This window comes from Halobacillus sp. ABA4_118 (assembly GCF_056160205.1).
Map to the genome: position 1 here is coordinate 1,778,178 of NZ_JBSWWS010000001.1, position 17,339 is coordinate 1,795,516.

Consider the following 17,339-nt stretch of genomic DNA (forward strand, 5'->3'; position numbering starts at 1 on the left):
TGTCATTCATTTTATTATAATAGTATTCATTCCATTTTAAAGGGAGCTGGATGACCGTGAATGAACTTTCGTTTGCTAGATTAGAAGAAATTCAACAAAATGAATTCATAAAAGCTGCGATCGACCGCGTGGGTGCAGGTGTCGTAATTTCAGATCCGGAGCAGGAAGATAATCCGATGATTTACTGTAATAAAGGATTTGAGGAACTGACTGGATATAAAGCTGAGGAAATTCTCGGACGCAACTGCCGTTTTCTTCAAGGGGAAGACACGAGCGAAAGTCAGGTTGAACGCATCAGAGAAGGATTGAAGAGCAAAGAGCCGGTTCTGCTGGAGATTAAGAACTACCGGAAGGACGGGACACCGTTCTGGAATGAGCTGCAAATCTTCCCGGTCTATATCTCGCAGATGGATCAGACTTATTTTGTAGGGGTTCAGAAAGACGTGACCCAGCGCAGGGAGCAGGAGGAATTGATTGGCCATTACCTTTCTGAAGTGAAGCGGCTTTCCACGCCGATTGTACCTGTGGAAGACAACATTTCTGTACTGCCACTTGTTGGAACAGTGGATGATGAACGGCTGCAGCAGATGTTGGAAGCGGTCAGTCATCACGTTAAAGAAACAAAGGAAGATTATCTCATCATGGATATGTCAGCGGTTCATTCCTACAATGAAGCGGTACATATGGGGATTTATCAAATGAATCAGCTGTTGGACTTGATGGGGACGACGCTGGTCATTACGGGCATTAAGCCGACCTTTGCGATTCAAAGTGCTCCATACGCGGACTTCAGTGAACTTTCGCTGCAGACGTATGCCTCTGTAAAACAGGCGTTGAAACAAATTCCTAGAAGGAAATGATCAAAGCACCGATCTGATGCATTCAGACGGTGCTTTTTTATGTGGAGGAAGAGCGCTTGGTGAGCGAATCACTTCCTGCCCGGCGGTTTATCCATTACGATGTAGAGGAGAATCCGGCTCGAGGTACCTGGATGTCTGCTGATAAAGAGCACGATTCCGGGTGACTCTATTGGAGTACGAATTCACAAATGCGATACGAAGAGAGGGAAGATGGTATGTATATTATTCATGCTGTATTTGAAGTGGCTCCTGATAAGGAACATGGTTTTCTGGAGGAAATCCGTCCACTGATCCAGGCATCCAGAGAGGAAGAGGGAAATGTCTCTTATGATCTGGTCAAGGATATGGACAAAGCATACACCTACAAAATGGTGGAAGTGTGGCAGAACGGGGAAGCCGTAGAGAAGCATAATCAAAGTGAGCATTTCCAGGCGTTTGTCGGAAAAGCTTCTGAATTTTTAGCTGCTCCTCTTTCTATTAAGATATACGAAGGTGAAGAAGTAAAACAAGGATAAAACAGGAACCCGGCTGAAGGCAGCCGGGTTTTTTACATACAAAGAGGAGACGGGAATGATTTATGAAGAGGCAGGGTATGTTGAAAAGAGAATCAAAAGAAGCACCGCGTTGGCTTCATTCCGAGTTGTCAGGTATGATTTAATTATAGATTACGAACCGGGAGTGGATAGGAATGACAGGTATGATTGAAACGTGGATTAAAAACGAACGTCAGGAACGTCTTTTTCAAAAAGCCGGAGCGATTGCGGATGAAGCAAAAAAACACATCCAGGAAACCGATCAGCAGGCAGCCTTTTCTCCGCAAACGCTGCAGGTCATGAAGGAAGAGGGGTACCCATCCCTCGCTCTTCCCCCTCAAGACGGCGGAGAAGGCCTTTCCCTGTATGAGCTGCTGCTGCTTCAGGAAAAAATTGCAGAAGGCGATGGTTCCGTCGCTTTGTCCATCGGTTGGCATATGGGCACAATGATGGAACTATCGCAGGAGAAGTTATGGGAACCCGCTTCCTACAACAGACTCGTCCAGGAAGTCGTCTCCAGCCAGAAAGTCGTCAACCGTGCAGCTACAGAACCGGCAACCGGGAGCCCGACCCGCGGAGGAATCCCTGAGACGACCGCAGTGAAAAGGGACGACCGCTATGTCCTCAGCGGACGAAAGTCTTTCACGTCAATGGCTGAGCATCTGGATTATTATATTGTATCCGCCTATGTGGAAGATAAAGACAGTGTCGGATGGTTTATGATCGACCGCCACCAGCCCGGCCTTTCGGTGGAACAGACGTGGGATACCCTCGGAATGAGAGGGACGGCCAGTCATGATTTGGTTATGAACGATGTGGAGTTGAATGAAGAGGACCTCGTCGAATTGAAGCAGGAGGGAAAGCCGTCTCCAAAAGGATGGCTGCTTCATATCCCTGCGTGTTACTTAGGCATTGCTGTCGCTGCACGCAATGATGCCGTGGCTTTTGCGAAGGAATTTCAGCCGAACAGTCTCGATCAACCGATCGCAGAAGTCCCTCACATCCAGGATAAAATCGGGGAAATGGAATGGAAGCTGATGCAGGCGCATGCCTACCTTTACAGTGTGGCACGTAAATGGGATGAAGAACCGGAAAAGAGGAAACATATGGGTCCTGACTTGGGCGCTGTGAAGCTTGCGGTTACCAACACAGCGAATGAAGTGGTGGATCTTGCCATGCGGATTGCAGGCGGCCGCGGACTGTCAAAGACTTATCCGTTTGAGAAATACTACCGTGATGTACGTGCCGGGCTGCATAATCCGCCGATGGATGATGCGGTTGTGTCCATGCTTGCCAAGCACGCCATTTCCGATGATCAATAAAAAATCCCAAAGCGGTTCGCCGCTTTGGGATTTTTCTCTTATTGTTCAGCGAGCAGGTCGGCGAAAGCTTTCGCATAAGGGGGAAGATCCGGCGGACGTCTTGCGGACACGATGTGGGCGTCCTGGACGACCGCTTCGTCCACCCAGGTGGCTCCTGCATTTGTCATGTCATCTTTAATACCTGGTGTACTGGTTACCGTTCGTCCTTCCAGAATACCTGCAGAAATCAGTACCCAGCCGGCGTGGCAGATCTGACCGATCGGCTTTTCATGTTCATTCATATGCCGGACCATATCGAGAACTTTGTCATATCTGCGGAGCTTGTCTGGAGACCAGCCGCCGGGGACGAGAATTCCGTCATAGTCAGAAGGATCGATTTCATCAAAAGCGAAATCAGATACGGCAGGAACACCGTATTTCCCTGGGTACTCCTCGCCGGCTTTTTCACCGACAAGATGAACCTCAGCTCCTTCCTCCTGCAGACGGAGAAGCGGGTACCATAATTCCAAGTCTTCAAAATCCTTGCTCACAAGAGCGATGATTTTCTTATCTGCTAAACGCATAGACTACCTCCTCCGATTTAATTCCTCTTCATTTTATCAAACCGCTGCGCTGGTTTCGAATCCTGCGAACAGGCCAGTACCCACCAGATGAGCACAGGCTGGAAAAGCGGGCGGATCCAGAGAGCAGCCGGACTTGCTTCCTCCGACCATGGAGCCGGTATAGAATAGATGGCTGCGTAGATATTGGCAGGGAGCACAGCAATCAAGAAGACGGCTGTAGCGAGGCCGGCGGCTTTTCTCGTCTGCGGGAAAACCAAGAGCAGCGACAGCAGCCATTCGGTGATGCCGGACATGTAAACAATTTCAAGCTTCAGCGGCACCCATTGCGGAAGCATCCTGGCAAATCCGTGGTCGTAGATGAAATGAGTGATTCCTGCGTAGAACAAAGCGGCAGCAAAAATATAAAGGCCGATTTTTCGTATCATGTCATGGTCACGCTCCTTTAAAAATATCAGTGCTTTTGAAACCTTTTTTCCCTCCCGGACGTCTATGTAAAAGACCCGTTTGAGAATGCGGGTATACTAGTAAGGTGATTCCGCCTCGTTGTATGAGAAGGAATCAACCACGATTAAGGGGTCGACGTTATGAAAAAACTGACAAGTATCTGGATGATGGCTCTGCTTCTCTTTTCTGTTTGGGCGGTGCCTCTGGAAAGTTACGCCTCTACAGGAGACCAGGGCATCAATGAAAAGCTGGGACTGCCGATTGTTGTCTACGGTGAAGCCCTTTCAGAAGCGCAGAAATCTGAGGTGGCGGACTTACTCAAGGTGGACCAGCATGAACAGGTCGACGAGTTTTCGGTCAACGGACAGGATCTGAATGAGTACATCGGTGGTAATCCAAATTCGAATATGTATTCTTCTGTGAAAATTCTTCATAAAGACAACGGAGAAGGATTGTCCATTGAAATCGTTACACCAGATAACATAACACAGGTGACTAAAGAAATGTATACGAATGCTCTCCTTACTGCCGGCGTCGAAAACGCTGAAGTGCTGGTGGCTTCCTCTGTGAAAGTGAGTGGACATTCCGCTCTTACCGGGATCTACAAAGCGTATGATGCCAAAGGGGTGAAACTGGATGAGAGCCGTATGAAAGTCGCGAGCGATGAACTGGATATTGCGACAGATATTGCAGAAGAAGAAGGGATTGACCAGGATAAAGTCAGCGAACTGCTGACGGAAATCAAGAAAGCCATCGCTGAGCAGGATCCAGCAACGAAGGAAGAGGTCGAGCAGATTGTTCAGGAGCAGCTGCAGACGCTGAACATCGAACTCAGTGAAGAAGACCGCCAGCGATTGACGGATTTGTTTGATCAAATGAGAAATTTGAATATCAATTTCGATCAAGTGAAAAACCAACTGGATGATCTGACAGGCAGCATCCAGGATATCATCAATGATGATGGGTTCTGGAACAGCTTCCGTAATGCCGTTCAAAGCTTCTTCCAGTCTTTGAAAAACTTCATAAGCTCCTTGTTCAACTAAGCCGGTTCTCCGGCTTTTTCATTGGTGGATACCTGCCGTGGGCACGTATTCAACTGACTTGGTCAGGAAGACGCCTGCCGAAAGAAAAGCCGCTCTCCCTATGAGGAGAGCGGCTTTTGGCTGTAGAAAAAGACTGTGTTAACCAGTTAGAGTTGTCCATTAGTCTTGTAAAGGGTCACATTCCGCTTATTGGTGGATGAATGCCGCGGGCACGCCCTCAGCTGACTTGGTCAGGAAGGCCGCCTGCCCAAGTGGATCTTCGGCCCGTGCTGTTCCCGCAGGCATCACCACCGAACGCTCCTCATCGACGGTAGAATATAGAGGAGAGAGATTGTGCACGAAGCAGGTTCGCGGATTCAAAAGAACGGCACGAGCTGCGCTATGGCCGCTTGCGTGGAAAAGAAAAAGGGAAAGAACAGGCGCTGATGACGGCTGCCTGCCGGAATATGAAAAAGATTGTCCTCCATCCTGCAAGGGTGAGCGGGGTGGAGGAGAGTCTTTTTCAATTTTAAAGAACTTCCAAGGAGCGGTGCCCCTTCCACTCCTGCGGAAGAACGAGTGGTCCGAGATCACCGAGCGTGGGTTTTGCGAGGAAGCTCGGGCGCTCGTCCGCGGAAAGGGAAGGGGCTTTCGCTCCTGGCGGTAAGAAACAAAAAAAGCTTGTAAAGAAACAGAGGTTTCTCTACAAGCTGAAGCCGCTCTCTATGAGGAGAGCGGCTTCTTGTTTATGAATCCACGGCGGTTTTCGTATCTTCGACAATCTGTTCGAAAGGAATGTCGGTGTCCCCTCTATATTTTTTCAGGACTTTCCCGTCTTCTCCTACTAAGTAAAAGGATGTACCGTGGGTGACCTGGTCATTGCCCTCCGTCTTTAAAACAGAGGCTTTGAAGCTTTCCCGTGCAAAGTCTTGAATCTCTTCCTGTGTATATTCCGTCAAAAATGTCCAGTTGGATTCATCCACGCCGTATTTGCTTCCGAACTCCTTCAACTTGTCTGGTGTGTCGACGGTCGGGTCTACACTGAATGAGACACTATGTACATCCACGCCTTCTTCTTTCAACATTTCTTTCACTTTCACCATGTTTCTTGTCATAGGCGGACAGACCGTGTTGCAGTTGGTGAAAATGAAGTCCGCCAGCCATACTTCGCCTTCCAGTTCATCAGTGGAAAAAGATTCCCCATTCTGGGTGGTCCCTTCGAATGACTGGATCTCCCAGTCCAATGTATCTTCCAGTTCGCTGGATCCACAGGCCGCTAGTATAAGGGCGAGGCTGAGCAATCCGCCTAAGAGTAACAAGCGCTTCATAGGTTTCTCCTTCCAGGTTATAAAGTCTCTTCTAGTTTACGACCGCCTTAAACAACGTGTCAATCGGCTGAGGGACTGTTCTTAAATTGGACAAATATACCTGCTTGTATAACCCTTTCAGTCCAGGGAATCCTAAGGGTCCATGATATTCGATCAGGGAGTGATAGGGTATGCCTTATTATACGGACAGCCATTCCGGAAAAGCATTGTTTTATGAGGATTCAGGGGAAGGGCAGCCGGTCGTTTTCATCCATCCGCCGGGAATGGGACGGATGGTGTTTAAAATGCAGCACGAGCTGGCAGCAAAGTACCGCATCCTTCTACCGGATTTGAGTGGGAACGGAGATTCTGATGTGGTAACACACTCCCCTGACATTACCTGGTATGCAAGGGAAGTGATCAGTCTGCTGGATCATCTCCAGCTGGAATCTGCTGTCATCGCCGGCTATTCATGCGGAGGGATGGTGGCTCAGGAGACGGCTTTGACCTACCCTGAACGAGCCAGAGCAGTCATTCTTGCAGGAGGATTTCCAAAAGTTGAAACCGGCGGGCTCCGTTTTGAGTTCCACGGGGGGATGTACTGGGTGGAGAAGAGCCCTGAAACCCTCGCTAAGCTGTTAAGTCATTCTCATTTCAGGGATGAAAAACTGAAGCGGGAGCTGAATGAACATATGGCGAAGTCGGATCCGGAAGCATGGCATGCCTTTTATGACCGGGCACTTCATTATGACTGCAGCCACCGGCTGGAGAACTTAAGGCAGCCGCTGCTTCTGGTTTATGGGAGCAAGGAGTTCTGGATCAGTGAACACAGTCATTTTTATCAGGCGTGTCCGCAGGCGAAGATGGTCGTCATCGAGGACGCCTATCATCAGACACCTGCGACTCACTATGACCGTTTCAATGAAGCCGCATCTCAATTCATAGACGCATTATAAAAGCAGAGGCTGTGCCTCTGCTTTCAGCTTGCTGGAAAGATACTTTTTTCATCCCGGGGTCATGCTCCTACAGCGTGTAGGTGGTCACGTTCCGCTTATCGGTGGGTGCCTGCCGCAGGCGTCACCACCGATAAGCTCTACGTCACCTCTTTCATCATCTCAATCATGGGAACAAAGTACTTTCTTCTTATGGACGTTAGTGCGCAAAGAGAATGTTCAGAGTTTCTGGATACATATAAAAACCTGAGGAAAACAGTGGTTTTTGTACGAGCCGAAGGTAAAGCTGTGCCTCTGCTTTCTTATTGGGGTTTCAAATCAAATGTCGTGTCGACTTCTTTTCCATACACCATCTGGTTGACGGTAATAGTGAGCGTCGAGGCTTCCTGAAAGTTGTGGGTCGGGAAAGATATCGTGGCCATCCCATCGGTACCTGCATAATCGGCCTGGACTTCCTGGCCGTTATCTCCCAGAACAGAAACGAAAGAAGAAGATTCTTCTTGTCCTTGTTCTGATGCAGGAAGGGGATGAAAGGATTCTCCGACCAGCTTTTCGTTTTGGTGGTAGTCGTGCGGGCTGTAGCTCAATTCCAAGCTCATGTGCTGGTCACTTGTTGTTTCCACGCTGTCCAGGTAAATATCCGTTTGGCGCGCTTCTCCGATTTTTTCGCTGATCCGTTTAGAAGTAGACGCGTTCAAGTCCATATGGTCTATATCTACAGTAAACGAATAAGAGGCATCTTCCTTAAGGTGGATATCTTCTACAACAAGCGTAAGCTCTTCAGGAATCTCTCCTAATGGTTGAAACCGCCCTTCATAAGTGCCGGCGTTCTCTTCCTGATCATAACCGAGAAATACCGGGATCTTCTCGCCTGTGTCCATCTTAAAGTAGGAATTCATCGTATGATTGAACACATCATCTTCATCTTCAATGGCCATTCTCACTTTTCCATAGGATGCCCGGACTTGGACTTCTTCGGGTTCAATGACAAGACCATCTTTTTCGTAGGTCCCGGTGGTGGTGAATGTTTTCAAGATATTCGCTTCCTCATTGTATACATAAGAAACAGGTGCGGCTTCTGTTTCATAGGTCTCGCCGTCCATTTGAAAGGTCAGGGATGTGGGAACCGTCCGGTTAACCTCTTCAACCTTCGTCTCAAAATCATTTAGTTCCCAAGGGTCATTGACCGGAGGGGTGGAGACTGCTCCATACAGGCGGTTTTCGTAGATCACAGCTTCCTGGTTACCAACCCCATCCTGCCTGAGGTCCAATGTCTGGGCACCGTTATCCTCTGTCGCTTTCATATGGATGGAATGCAGCGACGGCATATTCCCGATCCCCTCCGTTTCCTCCGTCTCAGAAACGAGGGCAGATAAATCAATACGGTACAAGAAGTGGATGAATTGTTCCCCATGCCACACTTCGTAAATCTGAGCCCTGCCGTCGCGTCCCGGCAGCGAAGCCGAAGCTTCGGTTGTTGTGGTCAGCCCTTCTTCCCGTGCAAGGGCCAGGCCCGGAATGCGCTCTTCAAAAAACTCGTGAAGACGCTCCTCTGACTCGATTTCCTTCCAGCTGCCAGGAACGTCTTCCATATCGACAGGCTTGGCTTTTCTATGTAAGGAACCGTCTTCTTCGTGAACCAATTTGGAGGAGTCTTGAGAACCTGTATAAATGTATGTACCTCCTGCAAAAAGGGTCAGGACAGCGCCAATGATGAGCCACTTCCATTTTCCTATGTTTTCCCCCATGGTGAATTCACCCTTTCATCATGCTTGTCACGCTCCCTTCTATACTAACAGAATTTTCTATATTTTTGAGAGGTCATAAAAATAACCCGCGGATAAACGCAGGTCATTTTTCGTCATCGGAGTAATGATGGAGCAGGGAGTCTCCTTCCGAATGGTTATGATCTTCCTGTAAGGCTTGCGGGGGCTCGTGGGAGAAAGCCTGATTGAATTTTGCTGACCGGTTAAAAGCTTCTGCCGCCTCATTCGATCGTTCGACACGGCCGCGGCGTGTTTTCTTTTCGCTCATCGTTCCACCTCCTTTTGTTTAAGATTTCCTCCTTGCTGTTAAATTAAACTTCTGGATATCATAGATCGTAATCACAGAAAGATCCGTATATAGGGAGAGGGGCTTAAGAGATGGAGGAAATGCTGGATATTTTTAATGAAAAGGAAGAAAAAACGGGTGTTAAGGCACGCGGGGAGGTTCACAGAGATGGAGACTGGCACGAAACGTTTCACTGCTGGTTTGTAAAGAAAATCGATACAAAGTGGCATGTGCTGATGCAGAAAAGGGCCTTTGATAAAGAAGATTATCCCGGCTTATATGATATAACGGCCGCCGGACACATCGAAGCAGGAGAGGGATTGATGAAAGGGGGACTGCGCGAAATTCAGGAAGAATTGGGGCTGTCACTGGAACGTTCTGCTTTAACACCGGCAGGATATGTGAAGGAGGAATTGATTGGGAAAGACAAGGTGGACCGGGAAATCTGCCGGTTGTTTTTCTATCATTGGCCTGGCGGGGATATGCCGGTGGGAGTTGAAGTGGCTGACGTTCTTGCCATCCCTCTGGATCAGTTATCCTTCTTAATGACGGGAGAGAGGGAAGTGGCTGCAGGTGTTTCGATTTGCACCGGGGAATCAGAAACTATGAAGGCGGAATCATTTGTTCCTCATACCCCTGCCTATCAAAGCCAGTTGCTGAAGGCTTTGTCTGAATATGTCGAAAAACTTTGACAATAACACCTCTCCATCGATATAATTTTTGATTAAGTGATCAGAAAGGAGTCGACGAATGACACACCCAAGCTTTGAAACAAAAATTGTCCACCATAAACAGGATCAATCACAGGTGCATAACAGCAAGACGACACCGATTTATCAGACATCCGCCTTTACCTTCAAGGACCTGGACCATCTGGAAAGTTACTATGAAGGGGAAAGTCCATACTTATATACAAGAGAAAAAAATCCGAATACCGATGAACTTGCGGGAACGGTTGCTGAGCTCGAAGGTGCTCCATCTGGAGTCGCTTCCTCCTCAGGAATGTCAGCCATCCTTGCAGGCATTCTGGCGGCTGTTGAACCCGGAGGCCATATTGTAGCCGCAGAAGATGTGTATGGAGGTACGCACAAACTCCTGACTAAAGAACTGCCATCCTTCGGAATCGACGTCACCATGGTATCCTTTAACAATTTGGACGAGGTGGAGAAATCCATCCAGCCTCATACCCATCTGCTTTATACGGAATCGATTTCCAACCCGTTCCTACGCGTGGAAGACTTGAAAGGTCTGAGCAGTCTCGCTCAAAAACACGGCATAAAGACGATGGTGGATAATACATTCGCCACCCCCTATCTTGTCCAGCCCTATCAGTATGGAGTGGACCTTGTTGTGCACAGTGCAACGAAATACATAGGCGGTCATAGTGATGTCACGTGCGGCGTCCTTGCCGGTTCGGAAGCATTGATTTCCAAAGCAGCCCAGAAAATCGTGACTCTTGGAGCAAATTTAAGTCCGTTTGAAGCTTGGTTGACCCAGAGAGGAGCCAAAACCCTTGCACTCCGGATGAAACAACAGTCTGCGAATGCAAAAAGTGTTGCAGAGGCACTTCGGGAGCATAGTGGGGTTAAAAAGGTGTTTTATCCTGAATACGTATCTGAACGTGGTCATGGAGCGATTGTTACCATCGAGCTCAATGAGAGCGTGGATGTGGAAGCCTTTTTCAAATCTCTTGGATGGATCAAAATTGCACCGACACTCGCTGGTGTCCAGACAACTGTGTCCTACCCTGTCCGTACGTCGCACAGGGCTCTGTCAGAAACTGAACGTGAAAAAATCGGAGTGAACGATTACGTCATCCGCTTATCCATAGGAATTGAGAGCGATGAAGATATCATTCATCAGCTGAAAAGAACCATTGACGCTTCAATAAAATAAAAATTCAGAATGTTATTGACATTGATGCAGATGGTCAGCTATAATTCACAACATAATCAAAATTAAATAACTAGTACTCTTATTAAGAGCGGCTGAGGGAATAGGCCCTGTGAAGCCCGGCAACCTTCAAACATCGGTTTGAAAAGGTGCCAAGTCCTACAGATCATGGATCTGGTAGATAAGAGGAGGATATCAGCACGTTCAGCCCTCTTCTTATATGGAAGAGGGCTTTTTGCATGGATAAAGACGCTGTAAGGACCAGTTTCTTTTTAAAACTGATTAAAATGATGAGAATAATAAACTTTAGGAGGCCATACAATGACCAACTCTTTTGAAGGCTACGATATTGATACCATTTCTCTGCACGGTGGACAGTCACCAGATCCTACGACCGGTTCAAGGGCCGTTCCGATTTACCAGACCACATCCTATGTGTTTCATGATACCGATCACGCCCAGAGCCTTTTTGCCCTCGATGAACCGGGGAATATTTACTCCCGGCTCGGAAATCCGACGGTGGACGTATTCGAAAAACGCATGGCTCTTCTGGAAGGCGGAGTAGCCTCGGTAGCGACGGCTTCAGGCATGTCCGCCATTGCACTGGCCATTTTGAATGTAGCTGGTGCAGGAGATGAAGTCGTGGCAGCATCCAATTTATACGGCGGAACTTATAATTTATTCGCCAACACTTTACCGCGGTATGGCATTAATGTTCATTTTGTTGACCCGGTCGATCCGGACAATTTCAGACAGGCCATCAATGAGAATACGAAGGCCGTCTTCGCTGAGACCATCGGCAACCCGAGTCTTCACGTGCTTGATTTTGAGAAGGTGTCCGCCATTGCCCATGAACATCAGGTTCCATTGATCGTCGATAACACGTTTGCCACACCTTACACGTGCCGTCCGATTGAACACGGAGCTGACATTGTCGTCCATTCGGCCACGAAATGGATTGGTGGCCATGGAACAGCTATCGGCGGCGTCGTTGTCGACGGCGGGCAGTTTGACTGGGGCAATGGAAAGTTCCCTGTTTTCACAGAGCCGGATCCGAGCTACAACGGGATCGTTTATACAGCCGATTTCGGCACGCTCGCCTACATTACAAAACTCAGGGTTCAGCTGCTTCGTGACTTTGGCTCCTGCCTCAGTCCGCAGAACGCTTTCCTTCTGCTCCAGGGACTTGAAACGCTACATTTGCGGGTGGAACGTCATTCAGATAATGCCCGGGAAGTGGCTGAATACTTGGCGGAACACCCCGATGTGGAGTGGGTTTCCTACCCCGGCTTGAAAAACCATCCGGCCCATGAACTGGCCAATCAATATTTAGAGGGCGGCTACGGTTCCATTGTCGTATTTGGAATCAAAGGAGGCAGAGAAGCTGGGAGTCAGGTGATCAACAACATCTCGTTGTGGTCCCATGTCGCCAATGTCGGCGATGCGAAATCTCTGATCATCCACCCGGCGTCTACGACCCACCAGCAGCTTTCTGTTGAAGAGCTTGCGGCGACCGGAGTGACGGAAGAGCTGATTCGTCTTTCCATCGGACTCGAATCCAGCAAGGATTTAATCAATGACCTGGATCGGGCCATTGCCAAGGCAACAGGCAATGATTCCGGAAAGCGGGCAATCACAGAGAATGATGAAGGTGTCATCAAGTGGGCGCTCAGCTCTGCGAAGATTACAGAAGGAGGAGAAACACGTCCGAAACGCCTGGCTGTCGTCGGTCTCAGTGGAAAGCCTTCCCGTCCGAGTCACCGACTCGCAAGAAAAATGCAGCGGCTCGGGTATCAGATCGTCCCGGTGAACCCTCGGGAGGAGGAGGTGCTTGGCGAGAAAGCTTACCCGGATTTGAGATCGATCCCATTCAGCATCGACGTCGTCCAGGTGTTCCGCAGCCCTGAGGCCGCCATTGAGATTGCCCGGGAAGCAGCGGACATCCAGCCTGGTGTGTTCTGGCTCCAGGAAGGTGTCATTTCTCCAAAAGCAGCGGAAATTGCCAGTGAAGCAGGTCTGGAAGTTGTCCATAACCGTTGTACCTACAAAGAAGCACAGCGGCTGCGCGGAAGCATAGATACGTACGCATGCGAAATTTAAATAGGGGAAGGGGTAAAAAGATGAATTGGAAAAAAGCCATAGCTGTCCTCAGTGCAGCGGCCGCCATCGGGCTTGCCGGTTGTTCAAGTAATGCCGAAGGTCAGGAGGATCAGCCGGATAAGGTAACCCTTGATTATGCCTACTACTCTCCAACCAGTCTGGTCTTGAAAGAAAAGGGATGGGCCGAGGAAGCGTTTGAAGAACAGGGCATCGAAGTGGAATGGGTGCTCAGCCAGGGAAGCAACAAGGCGCTTGAGTTTTTGAATTCAAGCAGCGTTGATTTTGGTTCTACAGCCGGAGCAGCCGCGTTGATGGCTAAAGCGAATAATGCTCCTGTAGAATCCGTCTATCTCTATTCCAAGCCGGAATGGACGGCTTTAGTCACGAATCCGGATTCTGGCATATCTACTGTAGAGGATTTAAAAGGGAAGAAAGTCGCCGCCACGCTTGGAACCGACCCTTATATTTTTCTTGTTCGTGCTTTAAAGGACCACGGACTGAGTGTGGATGATATTGAGCTTGTCAATCTGCAGCATCCCGAAGGGGCTTCTGCCTTGAACTCCGGCAATGTCGATGCATGGGCAGGGCTTGATCCCCACATGGCACGTAATGAACTGGAAGCAGGGGCAGAGTTGTTTTACCGTAAGCCTGAATTCAATACGTACGGAACGTTGAACGTCCGCTCTGCGTTTGCGGATGACCATCCTGACGTCGTCAAAGATGTGATTAAAGCCTACGAAAAAGCGCGGGAGTGGACGATAGAACACCCGGATGAAGCCGCTGAAATTCTGGCCGAGGAAGCCAATCTCGATCTTGAGGTAGCGAAGAAAAGCCTGGATCGCAACGACCTGTCGGATCCTGTTCCGGGAGCTGCTTTAAAAGAAACGATTCAAGGAGCCGGCACGGTCCTTCAGGAAGAAGAAGTGATCAAACCGGATGTGGATATTGATCAGTTGACGGAAGATCTTGTCCGGCCGGAATTTGCAGAAGAAGTGATTGAATAAGGAGGTCCAACGATGTCCAGTCGTACAGAAGCTGCTGTTTCATCACCAGCTGTGCAGCGAACGAAAATCAAACCGGCTCCTAAAAGGAAGTGGGGAGGGGCGTTGTTAGGGCTGGTCCTCCCGGTGCTCATCCTTATTCTGTGGGAAACAGCTTCCCGGGCGGGATGGGTGGCTCCTTACCTGCTTCCTTCTCCAACAGCTGTCGTTGAAGAAATGACCGGCATGGCACAGGAAGGGGAATTGTGGGGGCACATCAGCATCACCCTCTACCGTGTTTTTGCAGGATTTCTTGCTGGTCTGGCCGCGGCTGTTGTACTGGGAGCGGCTACAGGGTACAGCCGGATCGCCCGTCAGCTGCTTGATCCGATGCTCCAGGCCCTTAGAGCGATCCCATCGCTTGCCTGGGTGCCTTTGTTCGTCCTTTGGATCGGCATCGGTGAAGCGTCGAAAATTACGCTTGTTGCTGTAGGGGTATTTTTCCCTGTGTATTTAAATTTAACGTCAGGCATTCAGGGAGTCGATCGTAAACTGATCGAAGTCGGGCGTATCTATCACTTTACGAGTCTGCAGCAGATTAAAAAAATCATTCTTCCTGCCGCGCTTCCATCTTTCATCGTTGGTCTCAGGAGCGGTCTCAGCCTCGGCTGGATGTTCGTAGTGGCCGCTGAGCTGCTGGGTGCCAGCCAGGGACTTGGTTATTTGATGGTGTACGGTCAGAATACGTCTGCCCCTGCCCTTGTTATAGGAAGCATCCTGCTCTTTGCTGTTTTCGGCAAGGTTACGGATGAAATATTGAAGAGAATACAGACGAGAGCATTGAAGTGGCAGGATAATTTAGAAAATGCCTGACAGAAAGGAACGATCCATGTGCTGGCAGTCAATCAAGTGTCACGAACGTTCCAATCCGGAACGACAGGATTTGAAAATATAGATTTACAGGTAAAAAGAGGAGAAGTTGTCGGAGTGCTCGGCACGAGTGGATGTGGGAAGAGTACGCTTCTTCGTGTTCTTTCCGGTCTGGATCAGGAGTACGAAGGGAGCATCCAGACAAAGTCTGAAAACCGTGAGAGTGCCTTTGGGATGATGTTTCAAGAACCGCGTCTGATGCCGTGGCTGGATGTCCTTGACAACGTCACGTTCGGTTTTTCCAGGCCGTCCAAAAAGGAGCCCGCCTTGGAACTGATAGAAACTGTAGGATTAAAGGGGTTTGAGCATCATTATCCAAAGGACTTATCCGGTGGTATGGCACAGCGGGCTGCTATCGCAAGGTCGCTGCTCAGCCAGCCGGACATCCTTCTCCTTGATGAACCCTTCAGTGCCCTGGATGCTTTTACGAAAATGCAGCTGCAGGACCTTCTGCTTTCTATATGGGAGAAACACCATACGACAACACTCCTTGTGACTCACGATATTGATGAAGCTCTATATCTGTGTGACCGCATTGTCATCATGAGAGGGCAGCCGGGACAGATCGAGTCGGAACTGTTCATCCAGAGGCCGAAGCCGAGAAAGCGTGGCGATGCCGTTCTAGGTGAATTGAAAGAGCAGATCCTCAAGGAACTGGACTTTACGAAACGATAAGGAGGTACATCTATGACAAACGCGACAATCCCTCCGGAGAAGGGAGACTACCAAGTCGGACGCGAATGGAGGGAAGGCGCTCCATTTCATTGGAAGGATATTCATTCCAACTTTACCTGGCACGAGACCGGAAAGGTGAATATGGCCTATGAGTGTGTCGACCGGCACGTGGCGGAAGGCAGAGGGAACAAAACCGCGCTGCATTATTTGTCGGATGAAGAAGAAATCACCTATACGTATGCCGAGCTTCAGCGTGAAGTGAACCGATGGGCGCGTGTGCTTCAGAGGCATGGGGTGAAGAAGGGGGATTTTGTTTTTGTTTTCCTCCCAAAGCATCCTTCCTGTCATATTGCCATGCTGGCCGCCATCAAGCTGGGAGCTGTCGTCGGGCCATTGTTTGAAGCCTTTATGGAAGAAGCCGTAAAGGATAGGATCAACGACTGTGAAGGGGAATATTTAATAACCGACCACTCTTTTCTGGATCGTGTCCTTCGGGAGGACATCCCAAGCCTGAAAAGTATTTTTGTTACCGACAGGCAGGGCGGGGACTACATTTCCATTATAAAAGAAGCGGAAAAGGAAGATCCGGATCTCGAAACGGTATGGGTCGATCTGGAAGACGGTTTAAACATTCATTACACAAGCGGCTCTACCGGGAAGCCGAAAGGCATCATCCATGCCCACCGTAATATGATCCAGCAGTACCAGACAGGACGCTGGGTACTGGACCTCCATGAATCGGATATATATTGGTCTACCGCCCACCCTGGCTGGGTGACAGGTACGGTATACGGCGTGTTTGCTCCTCTGTTGAACGGGGTGACCACAGTCATTCACGGAGGGCGCTTTTCTGCTGAAGCGTGGTATGAGGTGCTGGAACGCGCGGGTGTAACCGTCTGGTACAGCGCACCGACCGCTTTCCGTATGCTGAAATCCCAGCCGGAACGTCTGCATAAAGACTATGACTTATCTAAACTACGACATGTCCTGAGTGTCGGAGAGCCGTTGAACCCGGAAGTTATTCACTGGGCTTACGAAACGTGGAGCCTGAGAATCCACGATACTTGGTGGATGACGGAAACAGGCGCCCAGCTTGTAGCCAATCTGCCGACGAGAACCATCAAACCTGGATCCATGGGCCGGCCGATACCGGGAATAAAGGCAGCGGTGCTGGATGATGATGGAAATGAGCTTCCCTCCAATAAAACAGGCCATCTTGCCATACAGGCATCCTGGCCGTCCATGATGAAGGAAGTTTGGAAAAATCCCGAAAAGTATCAGACGTATTTCCCGTTCGGAGGAGACTGGTATCTCGCTGGTGACCTTGCGTATATGGATGAAGACGGCTATATTTTCTTCCAGGGCCGGAGTGATGATATGATCAACTCTTCTGGAGAGAGGATCGGACCTTTTGAAATTGAAAGCAAGCTGATGGAGCATCCTGCTGTAAAAGAGTCCGGAGTCATCGGAAAACCGGATGATGTACGCGGAGAAATCGTCAAAGCCTATATCGTTTTAAATGAGAAGTATGAAGGAACGGAAGAGTTAGCGCAAGAAATCCGGATCTTCGTGAAGAGTGGGCTCGCGGCACACGCTGCGCCAAGGGAAATAGCATTTATAGAAGAGCTTCCTAAAACACAGATTAGTGGTAAGGTTCTGCGGAGGGAACTTAAGAAGTGGTAAAAGTGAAGGGGTTCTTTAATAA

At 49.2% G+C, this 17,339-nt stretch carries 17 protein-coding genes, 1 pseudogene and 1 riboswitch; of the genes and pseudogenes, 13 read left to right on the forward strand and 5 right to left on the reverse strand.

Going from position 1 to position 17,339, the window contains the following annotated elements; genetic code table 11:
• Positions 1–56: 56 nt before the first annotated feature.
• From ytvA to ACXAGL_RS08835, 3 genes are all read left to right on the forward strand, one after another.
• Entirely contained in the window at positions 57–860 is an 804-nt protein-coding gene (gene ytvA, locus ACXAGL_RS08825; protein ID WP_474972273.1) for a YtvA family blue-light photoreceptor, read from the forward strand.
• Between the two features lie 215 nt (positions 861–1,075).
• A complete protein-coding gene (locus tag ACXAGL_RS08830) occupies positions 1,076–1,375 on the forward strand; it encodes a putative quinol monooxygenase (RefSeq protein WP_474967106.1) in 300 nt (99 codons plus the stop codon).
• Between the two features lie 173 nt (positions 1,376–1,548).
• Positions 1,549–2,715 carry an acyl-CoA dehydrogenase family protein gene (locus ACXAGL_RS08835; protein ID WP_474990835.1) on the forward strand — a complete coding sequence of 389 codons (1,167 nt, stop codon included), beginning with the start codon at positions 1,549–1,551 and terminating at the stop codon, positions 2,713–2,715.
• A gap of 38 nt (positions 2,716–2,753) precedes the next feature.
• Here ACXAGL_RS08835 and ACXAGL_RS08840 read toward each other — a convergent pair whose 3' ends face one another.
• On the reverse strand, positions 2,754–3,278 hold the full coding sequence (locus tag ACXAGL_RS08840; protein ID WP_474967109.1) for a type 1 glutamine amidotransferase domain-containing protein: 525 nt from the start codon (positions 3,276–3,278) through the stop codon (positions 2,754–2,756).
• 17 nt (positions 3,279–3,295) lie between these two features.
• Entirely contained in the window at positions 3,296–3,703 is a 408-nt protein-coding gene (locus tag ACXAGL_RS08845; RefSeq protein ID WP_035532877.1) for a DoxX family protein, read from the reverse strand.
• A 159-nt stretch (positions 3,704–3,862) separates the two neighbouring features.
• Here ACXAGL_RS08845 and ACXAGL_RS08850 point away from each other — a divergent pair, with 159 nt between their 5' ends.
• Together ACXAGL_RS08850 and ACXAGL_RS08855 are read left to right on the forward strand one after the other, a co-directional pair.
• Entirely contained in the window at positions 3,863–4,765 is a 903-nt protein-coding gene (locus ACXAGL_RS08850; protein ID WP_474967110.1) for a DUF1002 domain-containing protein, read from the forward strand.
• Positions 4,766–5,112: 347 nt separating this feature from the next.
• Positions 5,113–5,277, forward strand: a pseudogene (locus tag ACXAGL_RS08855) (IS5/IS1182 family transposase); the annotation flags it as partial.
• Positions 5,278–5,490: 213 nt separating this feature from the next.
• Here the strand turns inward: ACXAGL_RS08855 and ACXAGL_RS08860 are convergent.
• Positions 5,491–6,072, reverse strand: coding sequence for an SCO family protein (locus ACXAGL_RS08860; RefSeq protein ID WP_474990837.1), 582 nt, complete (start codon positions 6,070–6,072; stop codon positions 5,491–5,493).
• Positions 6,073–6,242: 170 nt separating this feature from the next.
• Here ACXAGL_RS08860 and ACXAGL_RS08865 point away from each other — a divergent pair, with 170 nt between their 5' ends.
• Positions 6,243–7,007, forward strand: coding sequence for an alpha/beta fold hydrolase (locus ACXAGL_RS08865; RefSeq protein ID WP_474967112.1), 765 nt, complete (start codon positions 6,243–6,245; stop codon positions 7,005–7,007).
• Between the two features lie 299 nt (positions 7,008–7,306).
• On the opposite strand, the gene ACXAGL_RS08870 is transcribed toward ACXAGL_RS08865, so the two are convergent.
• Together ACXAGL_RS08870 and ACXAGL_RS08875 are read right to left on the reverse strand one after the other, a co-directional pair.
• Complete coding sequence (locus tag ACXAGL_RS08870) at positions 7,307–8,752, reverse strand: hypothetical protein (RefSeq protein WP_474990839.1); 1,446 nt, start codon at positions 8,750–8,752, stop codon at positions 7,307–7,309.
• A gap of 103 nt (positions 8,753–8,855) precedes the next feature.
• On the reverse strand, positions 8,856–9,038 hold the full coding sequence (locus tag ACXAGL_RS08875) for a hypothetical protein (RefSeq protein WP_474972270.1): 183 nt from the start codon (positions 9,036–9,038) through the stop codon (positions 8,856–8,858).
• Between the two features lie 110 nt (positions 9,039–9,148).
• Here ACXAGL_RS08875 and ACXAGL_RS08880 point away from each other — a divergent pair, with 110 nt between their 5' ends.
• From ACXAGL_RS08880 to acsA, 7 genes are all read left to right on the forward strand, one after another.
• Complete coding sequence (locus ACXAGL_RS08880; protein ID WP_474990841.1) at positions 9,149–9,748, forward strand: NUDIX hydrolase; 600 nt, start codon at positions 9,149–9,151, stop codon at positions 9,746–9,748.
• Positions 9,749–9,806: 58 nt separating this feature from the next.
• On the forward strand, positions 9,807–10,952 hold the full coding sequence (locus tag ACXAGL_RS08885) for a trans-sulfuration enzyme family protein (RefSeq protein ID WP_474967116.1): 1,146 nt from the start codon (positions 9,807–9,809) through the stop codon (positions 10,950–10,952).
• A 76-nt stretch (positions 10,953–11,028) separates the two neighbouring features.
• Positions 11,029–11,137, forward strand: a riboswitch (SAM riboswitch).
• 133 nt (positions 11,138–11,270) lie between these two features.
• A complete protein-coding gene (locus ACXAGL_RS08890; RefSeq protein WP_474972267.1) occupies positions 11,271–13,049 on the forward strand; it encodes a PLP-dependent aspartate aminotransferase family protein in 1,779 nt (592 codons plus the stop codon).
• Between the two features lie 20 nt (positions 13,050–13,069).
• Positions 13,070–14,053: an aliphatic sulfonate ABC transporter substrate-binding protein gene (locus tag ACXAGL_RS08895; protein WP_474990843.1), complete on the forward strand. Its 984-nt coding sequence runs from the start codon at positions 13,070–13,072 to the stop codon at positions 14,051–14,053.
• Between the two features lie 12 nt (positions 14,054–14,065).
• On the forward strand, positions 14,066–14,902 hold the full coding sequence (locus ACXAGL_RS08900; protein ID WP_474967119.1) for an ABC transporter permease: 837 nt from the start codon (positions 14,066–14,068) through the stop codon (positions 14,900–14,902).
• A gap of 18 nt (positions 14,903–14,920) precedes the next feature.
• A complete protein-coding gene (locus ACXAGL_RS08905) occupies positions 14,921–15,634 on the forward strand; it encodes an ABC transporter ATP-binding protein (protein WP_474967120.1) in 714 nt (237 codons plus the stop codon).
• Between the two features lie 12 nt (positions 15,635–15,646).
• Complete coding sequence (acsA, locus tag ACXAGL_RS08910; RefSeq protein WP_474990845.1) at positions 15,647–17,317, forward strand: acetate--CoA ligase; 1,671 nt, start codon at positions 15,647–15,649, stop codon at positions 17,315–17,317.
• The last annotated feature ends 22 nt before the right edge of the window (positions 17,318–17,339 follow it).